Source organism: Streptomyces sp. CA-251247, from assembly GCF_050952975.1.
Taxonomy (GTDB): Bacteria; Actinomycetota; Actinomycetes; order Streptomycetales; family Streptomycetaceae; genus Streptomyces; species Streptomyces achmelvichensis.
In genome coordinates this window covers 4256080-4281418 of the sequence record NZ_CP191861.1, presented here as the reverse complement: position 1 = coordinate 4281418, position 25339 = coordinate 4256080, and the positions used below count along the sequence as shown (strand labels likewise).

Below are 25339 nucleotides of genomic sequence, written 5' to 3'. Positions count from 1 at the left end.
AGAAGTGAATGCGAAGGGGCCGCTTACATACGTCACGGTTTCCGTGACACCGGTACGCACCCCGGCGCCGGGGCAGCCGATTGCGGCCTCTCGGCGGTTGGCCGAAACCCGTCAGAATGAACGGAATGGCGTTGTACTCTCGCGCAATGACTACGGAGCCGGAGTGTCAGACGCTCACGCAGAATCTGCGCCGCCGCGGAGCGATCGTTCTGGCGGTGTTCGCCCTTGTTTGGGCATTCGCCGGCGGGTCGGGGATAGAGGCGGCGGCGGTGTCGGTCGCCGTCGGAGTGGTGGCCGCCGCGCTGAGCGTCGCGGGTGTGGTGCTGGCCTTCCGCGGGGCCGCGGCACCGGCGGTCCGCAGCGTGCGTCTGCCGGAAAAGTGGAACCGCGGTGTGGGCATCGTCAACGCGGCGGAGGTGGTGGCCGTCTTCGCGGTCATCGCCGCGTCGAACGCGACCGGCCGGCCGGAGCTGATCCCGCCGGGCATCTGCCTCGTGGTGGGGCTGCACTTCTTCCCGCTCGCGCGCCTCTTCGACCAGTGGCAGTACACCTGGACCGCCGTCGCACTGAGTGTCGTCGCGGTGGTGGGGTTCGTGGCGATCGCGGCCGGCACGACCAGTGAGACGGCGCGCGTCGTGGTCGGCCTGGGGGCCGCGGTGGTGCTGTGGCTCTCGTCGTTCCATGTCGCGGTGCGGGGCTGAACCGCCGGGATACGGAATCCGGCCCGCGACCGCGGGCCGCGCCGGGCCCGGGGACGGGACTCGAGGAAGAGCACCCGTCCGGACACAAGGATGTACCCATCCAACCGGCCGGCTGGATGGGCGCATCCTTTGGTGCAACTTCCGATCAGCAACCCGAGCAGGTCGACGACGAGGACGAGGTCCCGATCGAGCCCGTCGAAGCGCCCATCTCGGGAAGTGCGACGCCTTGCGCGACTTCGAGGGTCTCGAGTTCTTCGACGTCGAAGCTCTCGAATGCCGCCGCCACGTCTTCCCCGTACTCCCAGTCGTTCCTGCTCATTCCTGGTTCCTTCCGGTGATCCGCGGAGCGGGTTCTCAGCAGGCGGAGCAGGTGGAGGACGAGGACGACGAGGTGCCGATCGAACCGCTGGAGGCGCCCATCTCCGGGAGAGCCACACCCTGCTCGACCTCAAGGGTCTCCAGCTCGTCCGCGTCGAAGCCCTCGAACGCCTTGGCCGCGTCGTCACCGTTCTTGATGTCGTTGATGCTCATTTTGAATTCCCTTCCGGATTCTTTTGCCGCCGTGTTCGGCTGCTGAATTAATCATGCGCTCGCCGTCCATCCGTGGCTAGTGTTCCCGGCTCCGTCCTGACATTTATCACGGCGGATATAACGGCTGTCATGCCGAATCAGTTGCCGGCCGAATACAAAAGCGCCGCTTATCCGTCCCCGCAGGGGGAGGAAAAGCGGCGCTTTGACGCAGGTCGGGGCCGGGGCGGGCCTTGTCCATCGCCTATGTGTCCGCCGGGAGCGACCACTCCGGGCTGTTGAGCAGCCGCCAGCCCTCCTCCGGCTCGCCGGCCACCGAGTCGCCGGGACTGCGGCTGCCGAGCAGGAAGTCGCCCACGGAGGACTCCCGCAGATAGTCCAGGCCCAGCACCCGCGCCGACATGTCGGCGTCGCCGTTGCCCAGCCCGCACGGCGCCAGGCCCAGCGCCGTCGCCACCAGATACATCGTCTGGTAGAGCACGCCGGTGTGCCGCAGCGTCGTCGCGTAGGCAATGGCGCGGTACTTCCACGACATGCGCTGGAAGCGTGCCGTCACGGTGACGAGCACGTCGGGACGCGCCTCCATACCGGTGGCGCGCGACGCCACATGGAACAGCGACTCCCGGTCCACGGCATCGCTGTTGACGAGGACGAGCCGGTGGCCGACGGGGTCGTAGTAGTAGATGCCGGCCGCAAGGCCGGCGCAGCGCCGCACCGTCACATACAGCTCCAGCTCGTATCCCTGACCGCCGCTGGGATAGGGCCGGGAGACGACCTCGTCGCGGTCGCTGCCCTCGCCGGGCGTGAAGTGGGCACGGACCCGGGCGACGCGGTAGAGGAACTCGCCGAGCTCCGCGACCGTCAGCTCCCGCTCGCCGTAGGAGCGGATGGAACGGCGCGTCTCCAGCGCGGTGGTGAGCAGCGGGTCGCGGCTCTCGATCTCCTCCAGCGTCGGCCGGTACAGCTCGGTCACCGGGCCGTCCGGGACGGGCTTCACCGCCGGCTGCGGCTCGATCTCCCCGCGGTAGGGGTAGACGGCGCCGAACAGCTCGTCGTAGCGCCCGGAGCGGATACGGGAGTGGAACAGCAGGTCGTGGAAGTCCCATTGGCGCAGTGTCGGGTCGCTGTCGGAGACGAACGCGCCGTCGGCGTCCGCCGGTTCGACGAAGCCGGCGCCCGCCAGATGGCCGAGCACGTCCAGTACCTCGTCGCCGCCCAGGGCGACTGTCTGCGTGAGACGTGCCACGGTGGCCGGGGCCCCGAGCTCGGCCACCAGGTCGCGTGCGGCGCCGTCCACCAGGACTGCGCGGTACTTCACCAGAGGCGACTCCAGCACCAGGGCGCCGCCGCGTGACCGGCAGAACGCGAACCGGGAGAGCCGCACGGTCGTATCGGGCCCGAGCGGCGCGAGCCGGTGCTCGCCGTCGCGGGCGACCGCTTCCAGGCGGACGAGTTCACGCCGCTTCGGACCCTCGTCCCGGCTGAGGACGCTGTGCGCCAGAAGATGGCCCGCCCGGTCCAGGAACCTCTGCACCTGGACCTGTTCGGCGGGCAGCAGCCCGTCGAAGAGTTCGTCCATCGGCGCCGGACCCTCGGTGAGCCGGACCAGCGCGGTACGGATGCCGCCGCGCACCGGGCGCAGTGTGAACGAGGTGACCGGGCTGGTCAGCGTCGCCGACTCGCCGTCGAACGCGACCCGTACGTCCTCGCGGAATACCGGTGCGATACGGGGCGGTGGAGCTTTCTCTGTCGTCATACGGAACTCCGGGGTGCGCAGGGAACAGACGTCGGAAAACACTCTGACGCCGCGCGCAAGGTGTGGTGCCGGCCGCCGGAAAACCGGTGACAGAGACCATGTCCGGCCATGACAACCGTCACGCGGAAAGGCCCGTTCCGCTGAGGTGATCGAGGTCATGAATGACGTGACAGATGACAGCAGCAGAACCCTCTCGCTCGGACATTCACCGGTTCCGCCGCATGCTCGTAGCACGAATTCACCTCGCCACTAAGGAAATCTCGTGCTCACTCGTCGTCATGCAATACGACTCGGTCTCACCACGGGTGCCGTCGGCGCGGTCGGCGCGGCCGGCGGGGTGTTCCAGACCCTCTCCACCCCCAGCGGCACCGCGAAGGCGGCAACGGCGGCCGGCGCCCCGGCCGTTACCCCCTTCGCGGTGCCGCTCCCTGTGCCCAAGGTCCTCAAGCCCTATCTGCGCACGGGGACCACCGACTTCTACGCGGTCACCATGAGCCGCACCAGCCACGAGATCCTGCCCGGCCGGCGTACGGACGTCCTCACCTACAACGGCTCGTTCCCCGGCCCCACCATCAGGGCCCGTTCCGGGCGCACGGCGGTGGTCAAGCAGATCAACGCCCTGGAGATGCCCACCTCGGTGCATCTGCACGGCGGCAACAACCCGGTCGCACACGACGGCGGCATGATGGACACGATCGCCCCCGGGCGCAGCAGGACGTACGTCTACGCCAACAAGCAGCCCGGCGCGACCCTGTGGACCCACGACCACGCCCACCACATGGAGTCCGAGCACGTCTACCGCGGGCTGTCCGGCCTCTATCTCCTCGGCGACGCGGCCGAGGACCGCCTGGGGCTGCCGTCCGGTGCGTACGAGGTGCCGCTGATCCTGCGGGACGCGCAGTTCGACGACGCGGGCGCGATGGTCTACACGATGGACGACGCGTTCAACCGCACCACGATCATGGTGAACGGACGGCCCTGGCCGTACATGAAGGTCCAGGGACGCAAGTACCGCTTCCGGATGCTCAACTCCTCCAACCTGCGCATCTTCATCCTGCGGCTGTCCGACGGCAGCCAGATGACCCAGATCGGCTCCGACGGCGGCCTGCTGCCGACCCCGGCGCCCGCCCCGGTGCTCGTTCTGTCCCCCGGCGAACGCGCCGACTTCGTCATCGACTTCGCGCAGTACGCCCCCGGAACCCAGCTGGTCCTGGAGAACCTGATCGGTCCCGGCCCGGTCGAGCAGGTCGGCAAGGTGATGCGTTTCGACGTGGGCGAGAAGGTGGCCGACCCCAGCCGCGTCCCGGCCGTCCTCACCACCCTGCCCGCCCTGGCGAAGCCGACCGTGGAGCGCACCTTCGAGCTCCAGATGGACGAGCCGGAGACCGGCGGCCACCAGGCGTACATCAACGGGAAGACGTTCGACGCGAAGCGCATCGACACCGAGATCCGGTGGGGCACCACGGAACTGTGGACCGTCACCAACAAGAGCGCGACCATCCCGCACAACTTCCATACGCATCTGGTGCAGTTCCGCATTCTCGAACGCGACGGACAGCCGGTCTATCCCGCCGAGGCCGGATGGAAGGACACGGTGCTGCTCTTCCCCGGCCAGACGGTGAAACTCCAGCTCACCTTCGATTCGCACCGCGGGGTCTTTCCCTATCACTGCCACATGATCGACCACAGCGCCATGGGAATGATGGCGCAGATGAAGATCACGTGACCGGCCCGCATTCCCGGGCCCCTTCCTCCTCACTCACCCGACCTGTGATGCACCGACTTTGAAGATTGGAGGGTCATGGCCACCCGAAACAGCACCTATGCGCAACGGATTCTGGACGCACTGGAACGGGATCCGGCCCGTGCCGTCGTGCACGGGCCGGGCACCACCGTCGCGGCGGGTGAACTGGGCGACTCCGTCCTCGGCACGACAGCCGTCCTGCACGCCCGCGGCATCGGACACGGCGACGCGGTGGGCGTGCTCACCGGACCGAACCATCCCCTGATGCTCAGCGCCCGCTACGCCGTCCACCTCCTGGGGGCCACGTCCGTCTACATCCGGTCGATGAACCCGAGGACCGACACCGAGACGTTCTCCCTGGCCACCCAGACCGAACTGCTGCGGGACATCGGCGCGTTCCTGCTCCTGGTGGACGAGGAGAGCGCCCAGCGCGGGCGGTGGCTGGCCAGACGGCTGCCCGGACTCACCGTGCTGCCGATCCCCCGGGAGGCGCCGGCGCGCGCCGCCCTGCCCACGCACTTCCCGCCCGTACGGCCGGAGGCGCTCGCCTCCGTCGAGTTCACCAGCGGCAGCACGGGCCGCCCCAAAATGGTGGCCCAGCGCTACGGCACCCGTGAGGAACTCGTCGACCGCCTCGCCCATGGCCTCGATCCCCGGGGACCCGCGACGCTGTTGTCCGTCACACCCATCAGCCACACGACGGCGCCGATGGCGGACGCGGTGCTGTCCACCGGCGGCACGGTGGTCCTGCACGACGGCTTCGAGACCGAGGCCGTGCTGCGCGCCTTCACCGAACACCGGGTCACCGACGTATATCTCGCGGTGCCCCACCTCTACCGGCTGCTCGACCATCCGGGCATCACCACGGCCGACCTCACCTCGCTCCGCCGCATCACCTACAGCGGCACCCCCGCGGCCCCGGCCCGGGTCGCGCGCGCGGTCGAGATCTTCGGCGATGTCCTCATCCAGGTCTACGGCTCCACCGAGGCGGGCGGCATCACCTGTCTGACCCCGCTGGACCACCGCGAACCCGAGCTGCTCGGCACCGTCGGCCGGCCCTTCCCGTGGGTGGCACTGGAGATCCGGGTGGCCGGCAGTCCGGTCCCGGCCGAGCGTGGGCAGACCGGCGAGATCTGGGTGAAGTCGCCGACCGTGACGGCCGGTTACCTGGACGACGAGGAGCTCACCGGCGCCACCCTCAAGGACGGCTGGCTGCGCACCGGCGACCTCGGGCACTGGGACCGCTACGGCTATCTGCGTCTCGACGGCCGCGTCGGTGACGTGATCAAGCACGGCGGTCTCAAGCTCGACCCGGCGGCGATCGAGGGCGCCCTGCTGCGGCATCCGCAGGTCCGCCAGGCCACCGTCTTCGGGGTCCGCGACAGCGACCTCGTCGAGCAGGTGCACGCCGCGGTCGAGCTGCGCAACGGCGCCCCGCGCACCTCCTGCGACCTCCGGGGATTCGTGGCCGCGACGCTGACTCCGGAACACACCCCCGTCCGGATCTCGGTGTGGCCCCAGCTTCCGCTCACCCCCTCGGGCAAACCCGACCGCGCCTATCTGCGCGCCATGACCACCCCGGCCCACGACACCCGGACGCCTCCTCGCGCCCGGTCCGACCACGGAGGTGCACCACGACAGAACGAGCAGCCGACCTCAGGAACCCCGCCCACGATCACGCCCACCCGCGAACAAGAAAGGGCGCTTCATGACCACATTCGGCCATTTCGCCCGGTCACTGCGGCTGCGACGGCTCTATCGCCACAGCACGGCCGGCCTGATGATCACCCCTCTCGACCACTCGATCCATGACGGCCCGGTCGTGCCGAAGGGCACCACCCTCGACCAGCTCGCCGGCCGACTCGCGGCCGGCGGTTCGGACGCCGTCGTCGTGCACAAGGGCAGTGTGCGGCACATCAGTCCGGAGCGGTTCGCCGCGATGTCGCTGATCATCCACCTCAACGCGAGCACCAGTCAGGCACTCGACCCCACCGCGAAGTACATCGTGGCCGGGGTCGAGGAGGCGCTGCGGCTCGGCGCGGACGCGGTCAGCGTCCACGTCAACCTCGGCTCCGACGACGAGCGCCAGCAGATCGGCGACCTCGGGCGGATAGCGGACGCCTGCGACCGCTGGAACCTCCCGCTGCTGGCCATGGTGTACCCGCGCGGCCCACGCATCACCGACCCCCGGGACCCGGCGACCGTCGCGCACGCCGTGACGATCGCCGCCGACCTGGGGGCCGACCTCGTCAAGACCGTCTTCCTCGGGTCGACGGCGGAGATGCTCGACCTCACCGCCGCCTGCCCGGTGCCGGTTCTCGTCGCGGGCGGCCCTGCCCTCGCACGGGAGGAGGACGTCCTCGCGTACGTCCGGGACGCTCTCGCCGGCGGCGCGGGCGGGGTGGCGATGGGCCGCAACATCTTCCAGGCGCGCGACCCGCGCCGGCTGGCCGCCAAGGTCGCCCGGCTCGTCCACCACTTCCCCGAACAGCACTTCCACCCGGGTCCGTTCGTGGCCGGACAGCTCGACGACGAGCGGCTCGCCGACGAACGGCTGACCCCCGACCACGTCGACGACAACGAGATCCACCACACGACAGGAGGGCCCCACCATGACGGACGCCAAACTGTGCTGGCTTGACATCCGCAACGCCGGCACCGCGACCGCGGCAGTACTCGAAGAAGCTCTGCACCAGCGCATCGACGGCATCGTCGCCGCCGACCCGGCCGCCTTCGCCGGCCTGCCCCCGACAGTCCGCAAGATCCTGCTCTTCGAGGACGGCGTGGTCCCGGACGACCTCAGCGGCGCCGACCTCGTGATCGTCCCCGGCGGCCGGGACGCCCGCGCCGAGCTCGCCGCCGCCCATCCGGACGTCGAATTCGGACGGTACGTCGAGATCGTGGACGCGGACACCCTCGAGGACGCCTGCCTCGCGGCCCGCCTGGAGAACTGGAGCATCCTCAACTTCCGTGACCCCACGAAGATCCCGCTGGAGATCGTCATCGCGGCCGCCACCGGCGCCCCGGGCTCGATCGTCACCACGGCGTCGAACCCCGAGGAGGCCGAGATCATCTTCGGCGTACTCGAACTCGGCTCGGACGGCGTCCTGATGCAGGGGCTGACCGTCGGCGACGCCACCGCCCTGCGCACAGCGGCCACGTCCCGCACGGGGAAGATCGAGCTGGTGGAGCTCAAGGTCACCGCGGCCAGTCACATCGGCATGGGCGAGCGCGCCTGCGTCGACACCACGACGTACTTCCGCAAGGACGAGGGCATCCTCGTCGGGTCGCACTCCAAGGGCATGGTGCTGTGCGTCAGCGAAACCCATCCGCTGCCGTACATGCCCACGCGCCCGTTCCGGGTCAACGCCGGCGCCCTGCACTCGTACACCGTCTCCCAGAACGGCCGGACCCACTATCTGAGCGAACTCCACGCCGGCAGCACCGTGCTGGCCGTCGACGTCAAGGGCCAGACGCGTCCGGTCAGCGTCGGCCGGGTCAAGATAGAGACCCGTCCGCTCATCTCGATCGACGCGGTCGCGCCCAACGGCCAGGCCGTCAACCTGATCCTCCAGGACGACTGGCACGTCCGGGTCCTCGGCCCGGGCGCCGCGGTCCTCAACAGCACCGAACTGAAGCCGGGCGACACCATCCTCGGTCACCTTCCGACGGCCGACCGCCATGTCGGCTACCCGATCAACGAGTTCTGCCTGGAGCAGTAGCAGCAGTCCGTGCAGACGGACGAACAGCTCCCGGACGCCCCGCCCCGGCACGCCTGGTGCCGGGGCCGGCGCGTGTCCGGACCTCTGTCGCCGCCTCACAGCCACCCCTGTTCCACCGCGATGCGGGCGGCATCGAAGCGGTTGCGCCCGCCGAGTTTCTTGATGGCCGCCGACGTCAGATTGCGCACGGTCCCCGAGGCCAGATAGAGCTCCCCCGCAATCTCCTTGACGGTGGCTCCGCCCGCTGTCAGCCGCAGCACGTCCAGCTCGCGGATGCTGAGCGAGGTGTCGCCCGTGACCGGCGGCCGGATCAGGGCCGGGTCGACGGTGAGACAGCCGCCGGCGACGCCGATCAGCGTGGTGATCAGCTGCGGCAGCCGGCCGTTCTTCGGCACGATGCCCAGGGCGCCCGCCGCCACCGCACGGTCCACCACGGCCGGAGTCGCCGTGCCGACCATCAACGCGACGCCGCAGCCGGGGTGGTGGGAGCGGACATCGGTCGCGATCCGCAGCGCCTTGCCGCCCATGGTGCTCTCGCCGAGCAGGAGAACGGTCGGCCTGCACCGTTCGACGGTGGGCAGTACGGCCTCGAAGGTGGTCGCGAGGCCCACCACCTCCAGACCGTCCGTTCCGTTGAGTGTCTCGGCGAACGCTTCCAGCACGAGCTGGTGATCACCGGCGACGACGACGCGTATCGACATGCTGTGCCCCCACAATCAGTGTGCTGTGACCGGTGGCCCGGCCGACGGCAGTGCGTCCGGCGGGCAGTCCGCTCCGCTGAGAAGCTGTTCGACCACACGGCGGGCCAGTTCTTCGTCCTGGCCGGCGCCGGCGGCGGTGTCCGATGCGAGTTCGATGTGCCGGGCTCCCTCGGGGAGTGCGGCGGCGATCACCCGGGACGCGGCGCGGAACCTTTCCGCGAGCCTGTCCGTTCCCGGGCCGGACGGAATGACGACGACCGAGGCCGAGACCGGCCCGAGGTCGGAGGCGATCTGCGCCGGCAGCTCGCGCACCATGTCGAGGTCGTCGATGTCCGTCCGGTACGGCAGCGCCACACGATCGATGTCCGCGAGTTCCTTGCACAGGAAAGCCGCCTTGGTGGCCGCGTCGTCGCCCCGCCCGGGGTGTCCGGCCCCGACGACGGCGACCGCGGCACCGGCCGCACACAGTCGTGCGGTCACGATCCGGCCGGCGCCCGTGGTGGCGTCGACCACGAGCACGATGCAGCCGTCGAGCGGCGCGGGAGGGTGGGGCCCGGCGAACGGCATGAGGACTCCTGAGGATGTGCGCGGGCAGAACCCGGCGGCAGTCGTAGATCCCTTTTGGTGGGTACGACGAGCAGGTAACGTGCCAAATGTGTGAACAGATGGGGCCCGCCCGTGAAGCCGACTTGCTCGCGCGGGAACCAGGTGCACCTCCGCGTGCGTGCCCTTGTTTCGCAGTGAAGTTCCGTTCAACCGTGGTTCAAGGGGGAAATGCCACGTGGACGAGGTTTCGTCATTGGATCAACAGACCCTTGGCGTCTATCGCGCGATCCTGTTCCACAAGGAACACGACCCCGTGCAGCTCGCCAAGCTTCTGGACAGCACACCGGAGGAGGTGGAGGCCGCACTCGGCCGGCTGTCCAAGCTCTCTCTGCTGGCACCGTCCCGGGACAGTCCGGGCCGGCTGCGGGCCGTCAACCCGGCACTCGGTCTCAAGGTCCTGCTCCAGCGGGAGCAGGACGAACTGGCCTGGCGCCAACAGCAGATCGAGCAGAACCGCACGGCTCTCGCCGCTCTCGCCGCCGAATACACCGCGTCCGGGGGAACCGAGTCGCTCGGCGGCACGGAACACCTCGACAACGTCGACGACATCCGGATCCGCCTCGAAGCACTGGCCGAGTCCTGTGTCGCGGAGTCCCTCGCCTTCCACCCCGTCAACGCACTGACGGAGGAGTCGATCGAGGCCGGCCGGCCGCTCAACGAACGAGCGCTCGCCCGGGGAGTACGATTCCGCTCCATCTATCTCGACAGCGTCGCCAACGACCGGGTGACCAAGGCCCACGCTCAGTGGATGGCCGAGCGCCGCAGCGAGATACGCACCTCGCCGACCCTGCCGATGCGACTGCTCATCGTCGACACCACGGCCGCGGTCGTCGCGGGTCTGCCGGGACAGGCACAGCCGTCCGCGCTGCTGTTCAGCAACCCGCCCGTGGTGCACGCCATGCGCGCCCTGTTCGAGGCGTACTGGGAGCATGCCAGCCCCCTCAACACCCCGGCGGACTCACACCCCGGCGGACTGACCGCGCAGGAACGCAAGTTGCTCCAGCTGCTGGCCACGGGTCTCACCGACGACGCGGTGGCGCGTGCTCTGGGTATCGGTGTCCGCACCGAACGCCGCATCGTGGCCGAGCTGATGGACCGGCTGGGCGCGTCGAGCCGGTTCGAGGCCGGCGTGCAGGCGACCCGGCGGGAGTGGATCTGACGAAGCTGCTGCGCTGACAACGTAGTCACCTCTTCGGCGGGGTCGGCCAGACGAAGTCGTCCGGGATTCCGGGAAGGCCCGGGAGGTCGGGGAGTTCGCCCAGGATCGGCCAGACGAAGTCGTCCGGGACGCCCGGCTCGCCCTGGGGCTGCGGCCACACGAAGTCGTCCTTGCCGTCCTTGGCCGCCGTCCGGTCCGCGCCGCGGGCGCTCTGCGCACCGTCCGTGCCGGGCTCGGTCTTCGGCTGCGGCCAGACGAAGTCGTCCTCGCCGCTCGGCGTCTGGGAGATCTGCACCGACGCGGCCGGCCCCTGCTGCCCGGCGGCCTGCGCCGGCGAGGAGAAGAGAAGCGAGCCGAGAACGGTGGCGGCTATGACGGAAGCGGCGGCGGTACAGCGGGTTACACGTGACATTGATCGTCTCCATTCGTGCGGTGGATACGAATGCGGCAGTGTTTCCATTCGGAAGAAGTTGTCCGGCGGCCGGCCGGCCCGGGGGCCTTTCGACTGCGTAACAAGAGGAAATCACCGACCCCGTGCTGTTGTCTGCTTTCGGCCAGACCAGGAACCTGCCTGGCATGAAGGTGCCTGCCGCGGACGTGGCCGGTTCATGCCGGACAGCGGCGCCAACTCCGGCCCCTGTGGGGAGAAACAGCAGTTCAGGACGGTGCAATGGTCAGGCCGTGGCGAAGGACGGGTCTGCGCGGTGGCCGAGCGCACCGGTCCCGGACAGCGTGCGATCGGTGATCATCTGCCATTCCTCGGCGGAATGCTTGCCACCGGTAAGGAGGCGTCCGCTTCTGCCCCTGTCATTTCAGGAATTCCTGAAACGCGGGGCGTCCCTCAGGGTCGGGCCGGGCGATGAGAAGCACGTCGGTGGTACGGCGGACACCCTCGGATGCCGTCTGGTGGCGCGCCGGTTCCGACCATAGGTTCGGTCCGGACAGGCTCGCGTCGAGGAGGCACACGCAGTGGGGAAGTTCGACGGCAAGGTCGCGTTGATCACCGGTGGCGCGCGGGGGCAGGGACGGGCGCATGCCGTGGCCCTGGCGCGTGAAGGCGCCGACATCGTGACGTGCGACATCGCCGGGGAGTTGGAGAGCGTCCCCTATCCGCTGGGCAGCGAGGCCGAACTGGCCCGCACGGTCGACCTGGTGGAGTCCACCGGCCGGCGCTGCATCGCCCTGATGGGCGACGTCCGCAGTCTCCAGGAGATGGAGAACGTCGCGGCACGGGCACGGGAGGAGTTCGGCCGTATCGACTTCCTGCTGGCCAACGCCGGGATCGCGTCCGCCTCCCCCCTCGCCTCGATGGAGGCCCTCCAGTGGCAGGAGATGATCGACGTCAATCTGACCGGCGTCTTCCACTCGTTCCGCGCGGTCGTGCCGCACATGATCGAGCAGGGCTACGGACGGATCGTCGCCACCTCCTCCATCGTCGCCCGGATGGGCGCGAAGAACAGCGCGCACTACGCGGCTGCCAAGTGGGGCGTGATCGGGCTGGTGAAGTCCCTGGCGCTGGAGGTGGCCGAGCACGGCATCACCGTGAACGCGGTGCTGCCCGCCGGGGTGAACACGACGATGATCCACAACCGGGCCACGTACCGGCTGCTGCGGCCCGATCTGGACGACCCGGCGCGGGAGGACGTCCTGCCGGTGCTGGAGGGTCAGGGGCCCGGGCTGATGGAACCCGAGGACGTCACCGCGGCGGTGCTCCATCTGCTCTCGGACACCGGCGGATTCCTCAACGGCGAGGCCATGACACTGTCCGCCGGGCTCAGCGCCTCCAACGCCGGCTAAGGGCTGTCCCGCCGGGGATGACGGGACAGCCCTTGGCCCCTTCGTTCGGATCGGGCCGGGTCATACGGGAGCGAGCTCCGCGGCGCCGAACGAGACGTCGAAACGGTCGCACCAGATGCTCACGCTGGTGTAGTCGGCCGGATCGACGTCTCGCGGCAGCGCGTAGTTCTGGTCGCCCTTGTTGCCCTTCAGCTTGCCGACAGCCGTGTGCTTCCCGTCGTCGAAGACACGCCACCCGGCCGTGCCCTCCTTCACCGGAGCATCCGCCAGCAGGACGCGCAGATCGGGGCCGTTGCTGGTGTCGAGGTTCTCCAGCCGGAGCACGTGCGAGCCGTCGGCCAGCCGCACGATCTTCACCGTGCCGGTCGTCCGGTGCTCATGGCTGATCAGCTCACCGGTGGCCAGGGTGCGGGGCTGGGCCTGCGCCGGGGGGTCGGCAGCGGCGCCCTGCTCCGGCACCCCGGCGGGGGCCGCCGCCGGCAGGTCCTCGCGTACGGTCTCGTCCACCCACAGCTTCCACGGCTGGAACCACACGGCACCGACGGCGCCCGCGGCCAGCCCCAGAAGCAGCAGTCCGACGACCACCGGCCGTCGCAGCATCGCCCGCATGTGATCCACTCCCCGTCGTGTCTCCGGCGTCGTCCCCCGTCGGGATCCGCTCGGCCCTCCATGGCATTCAACGGCAGCGGAGGCCGCGACGGTGGCCATGGGCCGGTGACGAAAGTCTGACGTCCTCCGCGCGGCGCTCGAACACGCAGGCACCCGAACGCCGGGCGACCGCCCCGCCACCGAAGCCCCCACCTGCGCCGACGACAGCGGACACGCTCGGGTGGCACACTGACCGGCGGTCGTTCGAAGGAGCTCCGCCGTGCCGATGATCCGCACCCTGCGCCGTGCCGTGGGGCGTGCGCACAAACCCCGCGTCGACCTCAGCCACCCGGCGAGGTCGCCGCTCGGCAGCTCGGTCGTCAACTGCGTGGTCTACGAGGACGGGAAGCGTCTGTCGGGCCACGCCTCCGCCGAGGACGCCCTGCGCCAGGTCCGCAAGCACGAGGGCCGCTTCGTCTGGATCGGGCTGCACGAGCCGACGGAGGCCGAGTTCGCCGGTCTCGCCGAGCTCTTCGGGCTGCACCCGCTCGCCGTGGCGGACGCGGTGCACGCGCACCAGCGGCCCAAGCTCCAGCGATACGAGGGGGACGGCACCCGCAACGGCACGCTGTTCGCCGTCTTCAAGACCTGCCGCTATGTCGAGCACGAGGAACTCACGTGCTCCAGCGAGGTCGTGGACACCGGCGAGCTCATGGTCTTCACCGGGACGAACTTCGTCATCACCGTCAGGCACGGCAGCCACGGCTCGCTCGGCCCGCTCCGCGAGGCCCTCGAAGCGGACACCGAGCAGTTGTCCCAGGGGCCGGCCGCCGTGCTGCACGCGATAGCCGACCGGATCGTCGACGACTACCTCGTCGTCGCCGAGTCCGTGCAGACCGACGTCGACGACGTCGAGAGCACCGTCTTCGACGCGTCGGCGGGGCGGGCGGACCCCGGGCGGATCTACCAGCTCAAGCGCGAACTGCTGGAGCTCAAGCGGGCCGTGGCGCCGCTGGACAGGCCGATGCGGGCCCTGGCGACCACACCACTGCCGCCGGTCGGCCCGGAGATACAGCCGTACTTCCGCGACCTCGTCGACCATCTGGCGCGGATCAACGAGCAGATCACCTCCTACGACGCCCTGCTCGACTCGATCCTCCAGGCGCATCTGGCGCAGGTGACCGTCACCCAGAACGAGGACATGCGGAAGATCACCGCGTGGGCGGCGATCGTGGCCGTACCGACGATGGTGTGCGGTGCGTACGGAATGAACTTCGAGCACATGCCGGGGCTGCGCTCGCCCTTCGGCTATCCGGTGGTGATGGCCGTCATGGTGGTCGCCTGTCTGGTGATCCACCGCAGTTTCCGCCGCAACGGCTGGCTGTGAGCCGGCCCGGCCGACCGCCGCTCACAGGAGCGTGACGAACATCCCCAGCGTCCCGACGGCGACCGCACAGCCGTACAGCGCGAGCGTCACGGCACGCGCTTCGTCGGAGGGATCGCCACGGCCGGTGCGTGCCAGGCCGAGGGCCGAAGTGACCAGCAGGGCGAGTGCGCCGGCCGAGCAGGCGGCGACCATGGCGACGATCAAGGAATCCCTCACCCGGCGACCGTCTCACGGCCCGTCAGCTCCCGCACGCCGGACTGCTCCGTCCTCGGCAGGCCACCCCCGTAGCCCTGCCGAGAACGGAGCTGTCCGGTCCGCCTGATCGCGATTCTCATCGGACAGCCCCGCCGGCGCGAGCTTTTCGATGAGAGTCGAAAGGTCGCACGCCCGTGCGACGAGGGTTCGACAGCCTGCGACGGCCTTCGACGAGCACGGGCGGCCGCGCGTCCCGGCCGGGACGCGCCGGGTTCAGGGCGTGGCGGGTTCAGGGCGTGGCGGGCAGCGCCGCCAGGGTCTCGGTGAGCCACTTCGTCCAGAACGACTCCAGCTCGATGCCCCCGCGCAGCACCATGTGCCGCAGCGCGTCCTGCTCGGTGACGGTCCGCTCCGGCGCGAAGTCGCGCTCCTCGATCTCGCGGTATTGCTCCAACTGCCGCCGGTGCAGAGCGAGATGGCGCTCCAGCTCCTCCCGGAGCCCGGTGCCGCCCACCACGCCCGCGGCCCGCAGCCGCAGCAGCAGCGGGTCGCGGACCGGCCTCGGGTCCTCCGGCCGCGCCACCCAGGCGGCCAACTCGGCACGGCCCGCGGGCAGCACCTCGTACTCCTTCTTCTGACCACGTGTCGGCTGCGCCGCCGGCAGCGCCCGGATCTGGCCCGCCTGCTCCAGCTTGCCCAGCTCGCGGTAGATCTGCTGATGGGTGGCCGACCAGAAGTAGCCGATCGACTTGTCGAAGCGGCGGGTCAGCTCCAGGCCCGAGGAGGGCTTTTCGAGCAGGGCCGTGAGGATGGCGTGCGGGAGCGACATGGCCCGATCCTAGGGAGTGTCCGGAAAGCGCCGTCGGCCGCCCGAGGACCGCGACGGAACAGGCGGGACGCCGAGGGCACCGCCCGAAGAGTTGTCCGTGAGCCGGCGACGGACCGTCACAGCGCGGCCGCGAGGCGGGTGCCCTGGTCAATGGCGCGCTTCGCGTCCAGCTCGGCGGCCACATCGGCGCCGCCGATGAGATGGACCGAGCGGCCGGCCGCGGCCAGCTCGTCGAACAGTCCGCGCTGCGGCTCCTGGCCCGCGCACAGCACCACCGTGTCGACGGGCAGGACCGTGGCCGTGCCGTCGACCGTGAGGTGCAGTCCCTCGTCGTCGATGCGCTCGTAGGTCGCACCGGGGGTCATCGTCACCCCGCGGTGCTTGAGCTCGGTGCGGTGGATCCAGCCCGTCGTCTTGCCGAGCCCGGCGCCGACCTTGCCGGTCTTGCGCTGGAGCAGATGCACGGCCCGGGCCGGTGCGGTGCGCTTCGCCTCGGTGAGCCCGCCGCGCCCCTGGTACTCGGTGTCGACGCCCCACTGACGGAAGTACGTCCCCGCGTCCAGGCTCGCGCCCTCGCCGTCGTCGGTGAGGAACTCCGCCACGTCGAAGCCGATGCCGCCGGCGCCGATGACCGCGACGCGCTCGCCGACGGGTGCGCCGTCGCGCAGGACGTCGAGGTAGCTGACGACACTCGGGTGGTCGACGCCCGGGATCTCGGGGGTCCTCGGCGTCACTCCGGTGGCGACGACGATCTCGTCGTACTCGTCCGCCGCGAAGGTGTCGGCGGTGACGCGGGCACCGAGGCGGACCTCCACGCCGTGCGTCTCCAGCTGGTTGCGGAAGTAGCGCAGCGTCTCGTCGAACTCCTCCTTGCCCGGGATCCGCTTGGCGATGTTCAGCTGTCCGCCGATCTCGTCGGCGCCGTCGAAGAGGGTGACGGTGTGTCCGCGCTCGGCGGCCGAGACCGCGCACGCGAGACCGGCGGGCCCGGCGCCCACGACGGCGACGCGCTTGCGCAGCCGGGTGGGGAAGAGCACCAGCTCGGTCTCGTGGCAGGCGCGCGGATTGACCAGGCAGGAGGTGAGCTTCCCGCTGAACGTGTGGTCCAGGCAGGCCTGGTTGCAGCCGATGCAGGTGTTGATCGACTCCGCGCGGCCGGCCTGCGCCTTGGCCACGAACTCGGGGTCGGCGAGGAAGGGCCGCGCCAGCGACACCATGTCCGCGCGGCCCTCGGCGAGCAGTTGCTCGGCGGTCTCGGGGGTGTTGATGCGGTTGCTGGTGATGAGCGGCACGGAGACGGACCCCATCAGCCGGCTCGTGACCCAGCTGTAGGCACCGCGCGGCACGGAGGTCGCGATGGTGGGGATGCGGGCCTCGTGCCAGCCGATGCCGGTGTTGATGATGGTCACGCCGGCCGCCTCGATCTGCTGGGCGAGCGTGACGACCTCCTCCAGCGTGGAGCCGCCGGGGACCAGGTCGAGCATGGAGAGCCGGTAGATCAGGATGAAGTCGGGGCCGACCCGTTCGCGCGTACGGCGGACGATCTCCAGCGGCAGCCGGATGCGGTTCTCGTACGAGCCGCCCCAGCGGTCGGTGCGGTGGTTGGTGGCGCTCGCGATGAACTCGTTGATGAAGTAGCCCTCGGAGCCCATGATCTCGACGCCGTCGTAGCCGGCGGACTGCGCGAGCGCGGCGGTGCGCACGAAGTCCTCGATCGTCTCCTCGATCTCCTCATCGGAGAGGGCGTGCGGCACGAACGGGCTGATGGGGGCCTGCAGCGCGCTGGGAGCGACGAGGTCCGCGTGGTACGCGTACCGGCCGAAGTGCAGGATCTGGAGCGCGATCCGGCCGCCCTCGGCGTGCACCGCGTCGGTGACGGTGCGGTGCTGGGCCGCCTCGGCCTCGGTGGTGAGCTTGGCGCCGCCTTCGTACGGCCGGCCGCGGTCGTTGGGCGCGATACCGCCGGTGACGATGAGCCCCACGCCGCCACGGGCGCGGGCCGCGTAGAAGGCGGCCATGCGCTCGAACCCGTTCTCCGCCTCTTCGAGGCCCACATGCATCGAGCCCATCAGCACGCGGTTGGGAAGCGTGGTGAACCCGAGGTCGAGCGGGCTCAGGAGATGGGGGTACGGGCCGGTGCTCGGCTGGCTCATCGGGGCCTCCACGGGACGGGTCGTGGCTTTCAGTTCTATCCGTCGATCACTTGTTTTGCAACAAGGTGCAAAACCTTGTGGGCACCGTCACGGAGAGGCCGGTCCGACAACCGCATGATTCACCTATCAGTGTGAAAGTGGCCCCCTCTGCCCGGTCTTCACCCGTAACGTGCCGATGTGGCGGGATGGGAGCAGTTGAGTGCACTGGGGATCGTTGCGATTCTCGGCTCGCAGGGGATCGGGGCAGTAGCGGCAGTGGCGGACGAGGCGGTTCCGGCCGCGTCCGTCTCCAGGACGGAGGCCGAGCCGGCCACGGGTGATTCCGACCCGGCCGAGCCGCGGCCGGGTCCGGCCCCGCCGGATCAGGAGCCGGGGCCGGAGGCGAGCTCGGCGTCCCGGGCGGGTGCGGAATCCGATACGGGGCCCGAGCCCGGCCCGGTCCGCGAGCACGAGGCCGCCGGCGATGGCGACGCCGACGGCGAGGGCGTTGCGCCGCCGGGCCGTGAGAGCGAGGACAAGGGGCCGGTCCGGGAGGACGCGGGCGCGGGCCCGGCCGAGCGGGACACGGCCCCGGCGCCTCGGACGCACGCCCCCGCCCCGGACGCAGGCGCGGGTGCGGGTGCGGTTGCCGGCGCATCGACGAGCGCGGGTACGGATGCGGACGACTCCGGTCACGACCGGCCGCGCCCCGCTCCGGCGACACCCATCGGCCCGGTTCTCCCGGATCCCGGCTCCGTCGTCCCCTCCTTCGGCGCCCTCTTCGCCGGCACCGTGAGCGTGGCGCACCTGTCCCCGCACGGCGGCACCTGGTCCGTCCATCTGCCCGGTCTGGTGTGCGCGTCGGTGCAGGTGTCCGTGGGAGGCCGGCCCGGAGCCGGCGACCTCCTGGTGGACGTGTCGGTCGACGTGGGCGTGTCCGTGCACCTCTTCACGCACTGCCCGCCGCCGCCACCGCCGCCGGAGCCGTGTCCGACCGAACCGCCGCCCACCGAACCGCCGCCGACCGAGCCCCCGAGCCCGCCGCCGCCCAGCAGTCCGCCGCCGGTGCCGGAACCGCCCGCGCCGACCACCCCGGCACCGCCTCAGCCGCGGCCGACGCCTCCGGCGCCCGAACCCTCACCCGTACCGCCGGCTCCGCGGCCGCCCGCGCCGGTCGTTCCCGAGACCGAGCCGGCCGTCGTACCGCCGCCTCCCGCGGCCGGTCCGCCCGCCGCTCCGCCGCAGGCCGTGACCGTACGCAACCACCGGCCGTTGCCCGGTAGGCCGGAGCGCGAGGGGATGCCCCTCGTCGTCCTGGTGCTCGTCACCACGACACCTGCCGTGCTCGCCGCGGCCCTGCTGCGGCCGGGGCGCGGCCGCGCCTGAGCGACACCCACCGACCGCACCACCACATCTTTCGGAGTGAGCCCATGTCGGAATGGCTGGTCCTGGCCATCGCGATGGCCGCCGCCTGCGCCGTCGTCCTCATCGCCACCCTTCTCCTCCAGCGCCGGCGGCACGACGCCGAGGAAACGGGCGTGGAGCCCGCCGAGACCCCCGACGTCCTCGAGTACATGACGATGATGGTCGGCGTCGTGTACGCCATCGTGCTGGGCCTCGCCATCGCCGGCGTGTGGGAGGCCCGCAGCGCCGCGCAGGACGACGTACGCCGTGAGGCGCAGGCCCTGTACGAGGTCACCCAGCGCGCCGAGGTCTATCCGCCCGACGCCCAGCGGCAGCTCCGCTCGGACATCGACCGTTACGTCGCGCACGTCGTCCACCAGGAGTGGCCGCGGATGATCGACGGCCACGAGCTGACCGGGCGGGGCGCCGAGCTGCTCGACGTGGTCCGCTCGGACATCGCCCAGCGCGTGCCCGTGGGCGAGCTGGAGGCCCAGGCGTACCAGCCGATGCTCGACCAGGTGGCGGTCGCCGACGACGCGCGCAATGCCCGGGAGTCGAACGCCGGGGCGACCCTGCCGGGCGTGGTGTGGTTCGGCCTCATCACCGGTGCCCTGGTGACCGTCGGGCTGATCTTCACCATGCAGATCGGCCGCTCCTACCGCGAGCTGCTGCTCGCCGGCCTGTTCAGCGCGCTGATCGCGTTCCTGCTCTTCCTGGTGTGGGACTTCGACGCACCGTTCGGGCGCTCGGGCTCGGAGTCCGCCGACGCCTTCCGCCAGCTGTTCCCCGGCGCCGCGGGGCTGGGCTGAGGCACCCGCCGACGACCCGGAATAGGGAGGACGGGGCCCCCGTTGTAGGGTTTGGTTCAACATTCAACCAACCGGACCCGAGAGGTGGGCTCACATGCAGTTCGGCATCTTCACCGTCGGCGATGTCACGACCGACCCGACCAACGGCCGTACGCCGAGCGAGCACGAGCGGATCAAGGCGACGGTCGCCATCGCCCGCAAGGCGGAGGAGGTCGGCCTCGACGTCTTCGCCACCGGCGAGCACCACAACCCGCCCTTCGTCCCGTCCTCCCCGACGACCCTCCTCGGGCACATCGCGGCCCGCACCGAGAACCTGATCCTGTCCACCTCGACCACGCTGATCACCACCAACGACCCGGTGAAGATCGCCGAGGACTACGCGTACCTCCAGCACCTCGCCGACGGCCGGGTCGACCTGATGATGGGCCGCGGCAACACCGGACCGGTCTACCCCTGGTTCGGCAAGGACATCCGCCAGGGCATACCGCTTGCCGTGGAGAACTACGCACTCCTCCACAGGCTGTGGAGGGAGGACGTGGTCGACTGGGAAGGGAAGTTCCGTACTCCGCTCCAGTCGTTCACGGCCACCCCGCGACCGCTGGACGGCGTACCGCCGTTCGTCTGGCACGGCTCCATCCGCTCCCCCGAGATCGCGGAACAGGCCGCGTACTACGGCGACGGCTTCTTCCACAACAACATCTTCTGGCCGATGTCCCACACGCGGAAGATGGTCGGCCTCTACCGGCAGCGCTACGCCCACTACGGCCACGGCACGCCCGAGCAGGCCATCGTCGGGCTCGGCGGCCAGGTGTTCATGCGGAAGAACTCGCAGGACGCGGTCACGGAGTTCCGGCCCTACTTCGACAACGCGCCGGTCTATGGACACGGGCCCTCGCTGGAGGACTTCACCGAGCAGACCCCGCTGACCGTCGGATCGCCGCAGCAGGTCATCGAGCGCACGCTCGGTTTCCGGGACGCGGTCGGTGACTACCAGCGCCAGCTGTTCCTGATGGACCACGCGGGTCTGCCGCTGAAGACGGTCCTCGAACAGCTCGACATCCTCGGCGAGGAGGTCGTCCCGGTGCTGCGCAAGGAGTTCGCCGCGCTGCGGCCGGCCGGAGTGCCGGAGAGCGCCCCGCTGCACCCGGCGGTCGCCGCCGTCCGGAGCAAGGACGCGAAGACCGGGACCACGACGACCGGGGACACGAACGGAAACACGAACGAGAACGCGAAGGAGGCGGCATGAGCGAGCAGGCGCTGAAACTGGTGACCGTCTCCGCCGGGCTGAGCGTGCCCTCGTCGACCCGGCTCCTGGCCGACCGGCTCACCGAGGCCGTACGCGGCTCCCTCGGCGAGCGGGACGGTGACCGGGAGGTGGAGGTGCGCGTGGTCGAGCTGCGCGAGCTGGCCGTTCCGATCGCCAACCACCTGGTGACGGGCTTCCCTTCGGCCGCTCTCGGCGAGGCACTCGACGCGGTGACGGAGGCGGACGGCCTGATCGTCGTGTCCCCCGTCTTCGCGGCCTCCTACAGCGGACTCTTCAAGTCGTTCTTCGACCTCGTCGAGGTCGGAGCGCTGGCCGGGGCGCCGGTACTGATCGGGGCGACCGGCGGTACGTCGCGCCACTCGCTGGTGCCGGAGCACGCGATGCGTCCGCTCTTCGCCCATCTGCGGGCGCTGGTCGTGCCGACCGCCGTCTACGCGGCCTCGGAGGACTGGGGCGGCACGGGCGACGCGCTCACGGACACGCTGCCCGAACGGATCGGACGTGCGGGGCGGGACCTGGCGGAGTTCATGGCGACGGCGTCGGGAAGGACGGCCGGGAAGAAGACGGAACCGGTGCTGTCACTCCCGTTCGCCTGAGGCCCGGGCGGTCCGGTCCTGCGTACTCGGTGGCCTTCAGCGGCATCGGGGCCGAGACCGGTCCCGGTCCCGGTCCCGGGGAGGCGCCGGGCTGCCGCCGGGCCGGGGCAACCCGCGCGCCGTCTCGCGTGCGGGTTGTCAGTGCCGCCTCCTATGGTTTCGGCATGACCCCTGCTCTCATCGGGCGCGACCACCCCGCAGGCGTCCTCCGGACGGAGATCGGCCGGGCGACGGACAGCCACGGGGGCCTGGTGCTGGTCACCGGCGAGGCAGGTATCGGCAAGACGTCGCTGGTCACCGACGCCGCCGACGAGGCACGCCGGCGAGGTGCCCTGGTGCTGGGCGGCTCCTGCTGGGACTCCGACAGCGCCCCGGGGTACTGGCCGTGGGTCCAGGTCGTGCGCGGTCTGCGGCGGGGTGTCGACGAGGCGGAATGGGCCGATGCCGCGAAGGCGGCGGGCGGGCGGCTCGCCGTTCTGCTCGGCGAGGAGCCCGGCGAGGGCGACGGCGGGGAGGGCTTCCAGCTGTACGACGCGGTGACGACCGCCCTGGTCACCGTCTCGCAGAAGCGGCCGCTGGTGGTCGTGCTCGACGATCTGCACTGGGCCGATCCGGCATCGCTGAGACTGCTCGAATTCGCCGCCCAGCACGCCTGGTTCGAGCGGCTGCTGCTGGTCGGCACCTATCGCGACGTCGAGGTGGAGACACCCGACCACCCGCTGCGGCAGCTCATCGCGCCACTGACGGCCCGCGCCGCCGCGACCGTGACCCTGACCGGCCTCCGGCGCGACGAGGTGGGCGCGCTCATCGCGCTGACCGCCGGTGTGGAGCCGGAGCCGGATCTCGTCGAGGAGGTCCACCGCCGCACCGGCGGGAACCCCTTCTTCGTCGAGCAGACCGCCCGGATCTGGCACAGCGGCAGCCCGGTCACCACCGTCGCGCCGGGGGTGCGCGAGGCGGTGCGGCGGCGGCTGGCACTGCTGCCGGAGCCGGTGAGCGCGCTGCTGGACACCGCGGCGGTGCTGGGCCGGGAGTTCCACCGCCAGGTGCTCGCGGCGGCCGCCTCCTCCCCCGTCCCGCACGTGGACCGACTGCTGGACCGGGCGGTCACGGCCCGGCTGGTGACCGTGCGCAGCGGCGGCCGGTTCGCCTTCGCCCACGACCTCGTCCGCGAGACGCTGTACGAGGCGCTCGACGAGCAGCGGACCCGGGAGCGGCACGCCGACGTCGTACGGGCCCTGGACCGCACCCCCGGCCTCAGCGAGAAGGTCTTCCCGGCGGATCTGGCACGGCACGCCTATCTGGCCGGCCAGGAGCTGGAGCGGGACCGGCGGGTCGATCTGCTGCTCGCGGCGGCACGGGACGCCTCCAGCAGGCTCTCCGGCGAGGAGGCCGTCGGACACTACCGGCGGGCACTGGAGGCGGCCGGCGACGACAGGCGCAGGGCCGCCCTGGTCGCCCTCGACCTCGGCGGCGAACTGCGGCACTACGGCGACGAGGCCGAGGGCCGGCGCTTCCTCGACCTCGCCGTCGATCTGGCCCGCGCGGTGGACGACCCCGAGGTGCTCGCCCGCGTCGCCATCACCCTCCACCAGCACGGGGGCGTGCCGGGCCAGGAGGCGTCGGGCGCCGAGCTGCTGCGCGAGGCGTACCGCGCGCTGGCCGGCGGCAGCGGCGAGGAACTGGCCGGCCTGACCCCGGAGCGGATCGCCCAGGACCTGGCCGTGCGGACCACGGCGCTGGCGCGGCGCGGCGAGGACGACGAGGCGCTCGCGTTCTCCCTGTGGGCGCGGCACGACTCGATCTGGGGGCTCGGCACCTCCGAGGAACGCCTCGTGCTCACCGCGGAGATGGGCGAGGTCGCCCGCCGCACGGGCAACCGCGACGTGGAGATGCACGCGGCCGCGATGCGCTGGGTGACGCTCCTGGAGCTCGGCGACCCGCGCTACCTCGACCAGTTGCGCGTCTTCACCGCCCTGGCCGAGCGGGCGGGGCTGCGCCGGTTCGAGCTGGGCATGGCCATCGACCAGTCCCTCATCGCCGCGCTGGGCGGGCGGTTCGCGGAGGCGGCCGATCTGCTCTCGGCCGCGATCGGGCTCCAGCACGAGCATCCGCCGTTCGCCTTCATGACCGCCCATATGCACTGGGCGCTGTTCCTGCTCCAGGGCCGGTTCGACGAGGCGGAGACCGTGGTCGGGACGCTCACCGACCAAGGGCATCCGCATCCGCCGCTGCTGGCGGGGCTCACCGCGGTCGAGCAGGGCCGTACGGCGGTCGCGCTGCGGTTCGTGGACGAGATCGCGGCCCGGCCCGAGCCGGTGCCCCGGATCTTCGCACCGCTGTGGATGCGGCTGCGCGCGCACGCGGCCGCGGCGTCCGGCGACCCGGCGCGGATCGACGAGGCCAGGGCCGCGCTCGCGCCGTATGCGGGCCAGTGGGTCGTCTCGCTGTACGGCTGCGACATCAGCGGGCCCGTGGACCTCTGGCTGGGGATGCTGGACGCGGCGCGCGGACGCCGGGAGGAGGCGGTGGCCGCGCTGACCGCCGCGTACACCTCGGCGGACCGGCTGCGGGCGAGGCCCTGGTCGGTGCGGGCGCGGGCGGCGCTGTTGGATCTGCTGGGCCCGGGCGGCGACAGGGCAGAGCTGGCCGCGTCGACCCGGCGCGAGGCCGAGGAACTGGGCCTGACGTACTTGCTGGACGGAGTCCCGCCGCGCGCGGTCGCGGACGCCCCGCCCACCGACGCACACGGACTGACCGCGTACGGCAGGGCGGCCGACGCCTACGCCGGCGTGAGCGCGGGCGCCGTCTCCCCCGAACTCGCCGCCCAGGCCTTGCAACCCCACTCCGCCCGGCACAGGTTCCGCCGCGACGGAGCCGTGTGGGCGCTCGACTTCGCGGGCCGCGGTGTCCATGTCCCCGACGCCAAGGGGCTGCGGGACCTGCACACCCTGATGACGCATGCGGGCGACGATCTCTCCGCCGTGGTGCTGCTCGACCCCGAGGGCGGTGAAGCGGTGGTCGCCGCCCGCCGCTTCGGCGGGGACCCGGTGCTCGACGAGGAGGCCAAGATCCGCTACCGGCGGCGGCTGGAACGCCTCGACGAGGAGATCGACCGGGCGGCGGAGCTGGGCGACGACCGCAGGGCAGCGGAGTTCGGCCGCGAACGGGCCGCGCTGCTGGACGAGTTGCGCACGGCGGCCGGCCTGGGCGGCCGGACCCGGCGGCTCGGCGACGAGGCGGAGCGCGCCCGCAAGACGGTCACGGCCCGTATCCGCGACACCCTGCGCAAACTGGACGCACTCCACCCCGAACTGGCCGCGCACCTACGGGAGTCGGTCACCACGGGTGCGTACTGCTCCTACCGCCCGGGCCGCCCCGTCGACTGGCTGCTCTGAGCTCGGCCGACACGGGCAGC

General features: G+C 71.1%; 23 protein-coding genes. 13 read left to right on the top strand and 10 right to left on the bottom strand.

Features of this window, described 5'->3' with window-relative positions:
* The first annotated feature begins 146 nt into the window (after positions 1-146).
* Positions 147-701, top strand: a complete 555-nt coding sequence (locus ACQPWZ_RS18875) for a hypothetical protein (RefSeq protein ID WP_340474258.1) — start codon at positions 147-149, stop codon at positions 699-701.
* A gap of 145 nt (positions 702-846) precedes the next feature.
* Here ACQPWZ_RS18875 and ACQPWZ_RS18870 read toward each other — a convergent pair whose 3' ends face one another.
* The 3 genes from ACQPWZ_RS18870 to ACQPWZ_RS18860 form a co-directional block, all read right to left on the bottom strand.
* Positions 847-1020 carry a thiazolylpeptide-type bacteriocin gene (locus ACQPWZ_RS18870; RefSeq protein ID WP_340474257.1) on the bottom strand — a complete coding sequence of 58 codons (174 nt, stop codon included), beginning with the start codon at positions 1018-1020 and terminating at the stop codon, positions 847-849.
* 35 nt (positions 1021-1055) lie between these two features.
* Complete coding sequence (locus ACQPWZ_RS18865; protein WP_313945179.1) at positions 1056-1232, bottom strand: thiazolylpeptide-type bacteriocin; 177 nt, start codon at positions 1230-1232, stop codon at positions 1056-1058.
* 241 nt (positions 1233-1473) lie between these two features.
* Complete coding sequence (locus ACQPWZ_RS18860) at positions 1474-2985, bottom strand: SagB/ThcOx family dehydrogenase (protein WP_433571923.1); 1512 nt, start codon at positions 2983-2985, stop codon at positions 1474-1476.
* A gap of 262 nt (positions 2986-3247) precedes the next feature.
* Between ACQPWZ_RS18860 and ACQPWZ_RS18855 the strand changes: the two genes are divergently transcribed.
* The 4 genes from ACQPWZ_RS18855 to ACQPWZ_RS18840 all read left to right on the top strand — a co-directional run bounded on the left by ACQPWZ_RS18855 (position 3248) and on the right by ACQPWZ_RS18840 (position 8451).
* Positions 3248-4711: a multicopper oxidase family protein gene (locus tag ACQPWZ_RS18855; protein WP_433571922.1), complete on the top strand. Its 1464-nt coding sequence runs from the start codon at positions 3248-3250 to the stop codon at positions 4709-4711.
* Positions 4712-4786: 75 nt separating this feature from the next.
* Positions 4787-6541 (top strand): class I adenylate-forming enzyme family protein, encoded by a 1755-nt coding sequence (locus ACQPWZ_RS18850; protein ID WP_433571921.1) that lies wholly within the window; start codon positions 4787-4789, stop codon positions 6539-6541.
* Complete coding sequence (locus ACQPWZ_RS18845) at positions 6438-7370, top strand: 2-amino-3,7-dideoxy-D-threo-hept-6-ulosonate synthase (RefSeq protein ID WP_433571920.1); 933 nt, start codon at positions 6438-6440, stop codon at positions 7368-7370. The genes ACQPWZ_RS18850 and ACQPWZ_RS18845 overlap by 104 nt, the downstream gene beginning before the upstream one ends.
* Complete coding sequence (locus tag ACQPWZ_RS18840) at positions 7342-8451, top strand: 3-dehydroquinate synthase II (RefSeq protein ID WP_356704776.1); 1110 nt, start codon at positions 7342-7344, stop codon at positions 8449-8451. Before ACQPWZ_RS18845 ends, ACQPWZ_RS18840 begins: the two co-directional genes overlap by 29 nt.
* A gap of 95 nt (positions 8452-8546) precedes the next feature.
* Here ACQPWZ_RS18840 and ACQPWZ_RS18835 read toward each other — a convergent pair whose 3' ends face one another.
* Both ACQPWZ_RS18835 and ACQPWZ_RS18830 read right to left on the bottom strand, forming a co-directional pair.
* The gene (locus ACQPWZ_RS18835; protein ID WP_313945186.1) at positions 8547-9152 is read right to left on the bottom strand and encodes a response regulator transcription factor; all 606 of its coding nucleotides are present in this window, start codon (positions 9150-9152) and stop codon (positions 8547-8549) included.
* A gap of 15 nt (positions 9153-9167) precedes the next feature.
* Complete coding sequence (locus tag ACQPWZ_RS18830; RefSeq protein ID WP_383235065.1) at positions 9168-9719, bottom strand: hypothetical protein; 552 nt, start codon at positions 9717-9719, stop codon at positions 9168-9170.
* A 232-nt stretch (positions 9720-9951) separates the two neighbouring features.
* Between ACQPWZ_RS18830 and ACQPWZ_RS18825 the strand changes: the two genes are divergently transcribed.
* Positions 9952-10917 carry a LuxR C-terminal-related transcriptional regulator gene (locus tag ACQPWZ_RS18825; RefSeq protein WP_433571919.1) on the top strand — a complete coding sequence of 322 codons (966 nt, stop codon included), beginning with the start codon at positions 9952-9954 and terminating at the stop codon, positions 10915-10917.
* 25 nt (positions 10918-10942) lie between these two features.
* On the opposite strand, the gene ACQPWZ_RS18820 is transcribed toward ACQPWZ_RS18825, so the two are convergent.
* A complete protein-coding gene (locus ACQPWZ_RS18820; protein WP_356704778.1) occupies positions 10943-11329 on the bottom strand; it encodes a hypothetical protein in 387 nt (128 codons plus the stop codon).
* 557 nt (positions 11330-11886) lie between these two features.
* Here ACQPWZ_RS18820 and ACQPWZ_RS18815 point away from each other — a divergent pair.
* Positions 11887-12714 (top strand): mycofactocin-coupled SDR family oxidoreductase, encoded by an 828-nt coding sequence (locus ACQPWZ_RS18815; RefSeq protein WP_356704779.1) that lies wholly within the window; start codon positions 11887-11889, stop codon positions 12712-12714.
* A 60-nt stretch (positions 12715-12774) separates the two neighbouring features.
* On the opposite strand, the gene ACQPWZ_RS18810 is transcribed toward ACQPWZ_RS18815, so the two are convergent.
* Positions 12775-13314 (bottom strand): DM13 domain-containing protein, encoded by a 540-nt coding sequence (locus ACQPWZ_RS18810; RefSeq protein WP_433573836.1) that lies wholly within the window; start codon positions 13312-13314, stop codon positions 12775-12777.
* Between the two features lie 274 nt (positions 13315-13588).
* Here ACQPWZ_RS18810 and ACQPWZ_RS18805 point away from each other — a divergent pair, with 274 nt between their 5' ends.
* Complete coding sequence (locus ACQPWZ_RS18805) at positions 13589-14689, top strand: magnesium and cobalt transport protein CorA (RefSeq protein WP_340477926.1); 1101 nt, start codon at positions 13589-13591, stop codon at positions 14687-14689.
* A gap of 21 nt (positions 14690-14710) precedes the next feature.
* Here the strand turns inward: ACQPWZ_RS18805 and ACQPWZ_RS18800 are convergent, their stop codons facing one another.
* From ACQPWZ_RS18800 to ACQPWZ_RS18790, 3 genes are all read right to left on the bottom strand, one after another.
* Positions 14711-14905 (bottom strand): hypothetical protein, encoded by a 195-nt coding sequence (locus ACQPWZ_RS18800; RefSeq protein ID WP_356704782.1) that lies wholly within the window; start codon positions 14903-14905, stop codon positions 14711-14713.
* 268 nt (positions 14906-15173) lie between these two features.
* Positions 15174-15713, bottom strand: a complete 540-nt coding sequence (locus tag ACQPWZ_RS18795) for a PadR family transcriptional regulator (RefSeq protein WP_340474242.1) — start codon at positions 15711-15713, stop codon at positions 15174-15176.
* A gap of 116 nt (positions 15714-15829) precedes the next feature.
* Positions 15830-17866 (bottom strand): FAD-dependent oxidoreductase, encoded by a 2037-nt coding sequence (locus tag ACQPWZ_RS18790; RefSeq protein WP_433571918.1) that lies wholly within the window; start codon positions 17864-17866, stop codon positions 15830-15832.
* A 177-nt stretch (positions 17867-18043) separates the two neighbouring features.
* Here ACQPWZ_RS18790 and ACQPWZ_RS18785 point away from each other — a divergent pair, with 177 nt between their 5' ends.
* From ACQPWZ_RS18785 to ACQPWZ_RS18765, 5 genes are all read left to right on the top strand, one after another.
* Complete coding sequence (locus ACQPWZ_RS18785; protein ID WP_433571917.1) at positions 18044-19231, top strand: hypothetical protein; 1188 nt, start codon at positions 18044-18046, stop codon at positions 19229-19231.
* Positions 19232-19275: 44 nt separating this feature from the next.
* Positions 19276-20058 carry a hypothetical protein gene (locus tag ACQPWZ_RS18780; RefSeq protein WP_340474239.1) on the top strand — a complete coding sequence of 261 codons (783 nt, stop codon included), beginning with the start codon at positions 19276-19278 and terminating at the stop codon, positions 20056-20058.
* A 94-nt stretch (positions 20059-20152) separates the two neighbouring features.
* Positions 20153-21304, top strand: coding sequence for an LLM class flavin-dependent oxidoreductase (locus ACQPWZ_RS18775; protein ID WP_433571916.1), 1152 nt, complete (start codon positions 20153-20155; stop codon positions 21302-21304).
* Complete coding sequence (locus tag ACQPWZ_RS18770; protein ID WP_433571915.1) at positions 21301-21921, top strand: FMN reductase; 621 nt, start codon at positions 21301-21303, stop codon at positions 21919-21921. The genes ACQPWZ_RS18775 and ACQPWZ_RS18770 overlap by 4 nt, the downstream gene beginning before the upstream one ends.
* A 164-nt stretch (positions 21922-22085) precedes the next feature.
* Complete coding sequence (locus tag ACQPWZ_RS18765; RefSeq protein WP_433571914.1) at positions 22086-25319, top strand: ATP-binding protein; 3234 nt, start codon at positions 22086-22088, stop codon at positions 25317-25319.
* Positions 25320-25339 lie beyond the last annotated feature (20 nt).

Coding starts and splice junctions, on each gene's coding strand:
- ACQPWZ_RS18875 (WP_340474258.1), top strand. CDS start 147: ATGACTACGGAGCCGGAGTGTCAGACGCTCACGCAGAATCTGCGCCGC.
- ACQPWZ_RS18870 (WP_340474257.1), bottom strand. CDS start 1,020: ATGAGCAGGAACGACTGGGAGTACGGGGAAGACGTGGCGGCGGCATTC.
- ACQPWZ_RS18865 (WP_313945179.1), bottom strand. CDS start 1,232: ATGAGCATCAACGACATCAAGAACGGTGACGACGCGGCCAAGGCGTTC.
- ACQPWZ_RS18860 (WP_433571923.1), bottom strand. CDS start 2,985: ATGACGACAGAGAAAGCTCCACCGCCCCGTATCGCACCGGTATTCCGC.
- ACQPWZ_RS18850 (WP_433571921.1), top strand. CDS start 4,787: ATGGCCACCCGAAACAGCACCTATGCGCAACGGATTCTGGACGCACTG.
- ACQPWZ_RS18845 (WP_433571920.1), top strand. CDS start 6,438: ATGACCACATTCGGCCATTTCGCCCGGTCACTGCGGCTGCGACGGCTC.
- ACQPWZ_RS18840 (WP_356704776.1), top strand. CDS start 7,342: ATGACGGACGCCAAACTGTGCTGGCTTGACATCCGCAACGCCGGCACC.
- ACQPWZ_RS18835 (WP_313945186.1), bottom strand. CDS start 9,152: ATGTCGATACGCGTCGTCGTCGCCGGTGATCACCAGCTCGTGCTGGAA.
- ACQPWZ_RS18830 (WP_383235065.1), bottom strand. CDS start 9,719: ATGCCGTTCGCCGGGCCCCACCCTCCCGCGCCGCTCGACGGCTGCATC.
- ACQPWZ_RS18820 (WP_356704778.1), bottom strand. CDS start 11,329: ATGTCACGTGTAACCCGCTGTACCGCCGCCGCTTCCGTCATAGCCGCC.
- ACQPWZ_RS18810 (WP_433573836.1), bottom strand. CDS start 13,314: ATGCTGCGACGGCCGGTGGTCGTCGGACTGCTGCTTCTGGGGCTGGCC.
- ACQPWZ_RS18805 (WP_340477926.1), top strand. CDS start 13,589: ATGATCCGCACCCTGCGCCGTGCCGTGGGGCGTGCGCACAAACCCCGC.
- ACQPWZ_RS18795 (WP_340474242.1), bottom strand. CDS start 15,713: ATGTCGCTCCCGCACGCCATCCTCACGGCCCTGCTCGAAAAGCCCTCC.
- ACQPWZ_RS18790 (WP_433571918.1), bottom strand. CDS start 17,866: ATGAGCCAGCCGAGCACCGGCCCGTACCCCCATCTCCTGAGCCCGCTC.
- ACQPWZ_RS18780 (WP_340474239.1), top strand. CDS start 19,276: ATGTCGGAATGGCTGGTCCTGGCCATCGCGATGGCCGCCGCCTGCGCC.
- ACQPWZ_RS18775 (WP_433571916.1), top strand. CDS start 20,153: ATGCAGTTCGGCATCTTCACCGTCGGCGATGTCACGACCGACCCGACC.
- ACQPWZ_RS18770 (WP_433571915.1), top strand. CDS start 21,301: ATGAGCGAGCAGGCGCTGAAACTGGTGACCGTCTCCGCCGGGCTGAGC.
- ACQPWZ_RS18765 (WP_433571914.1), top strand. CDS start 22,086: ATGACCCCTGCTCTCATCGGGCGCGACCACCCCGCAGGCGTCCTCCGG.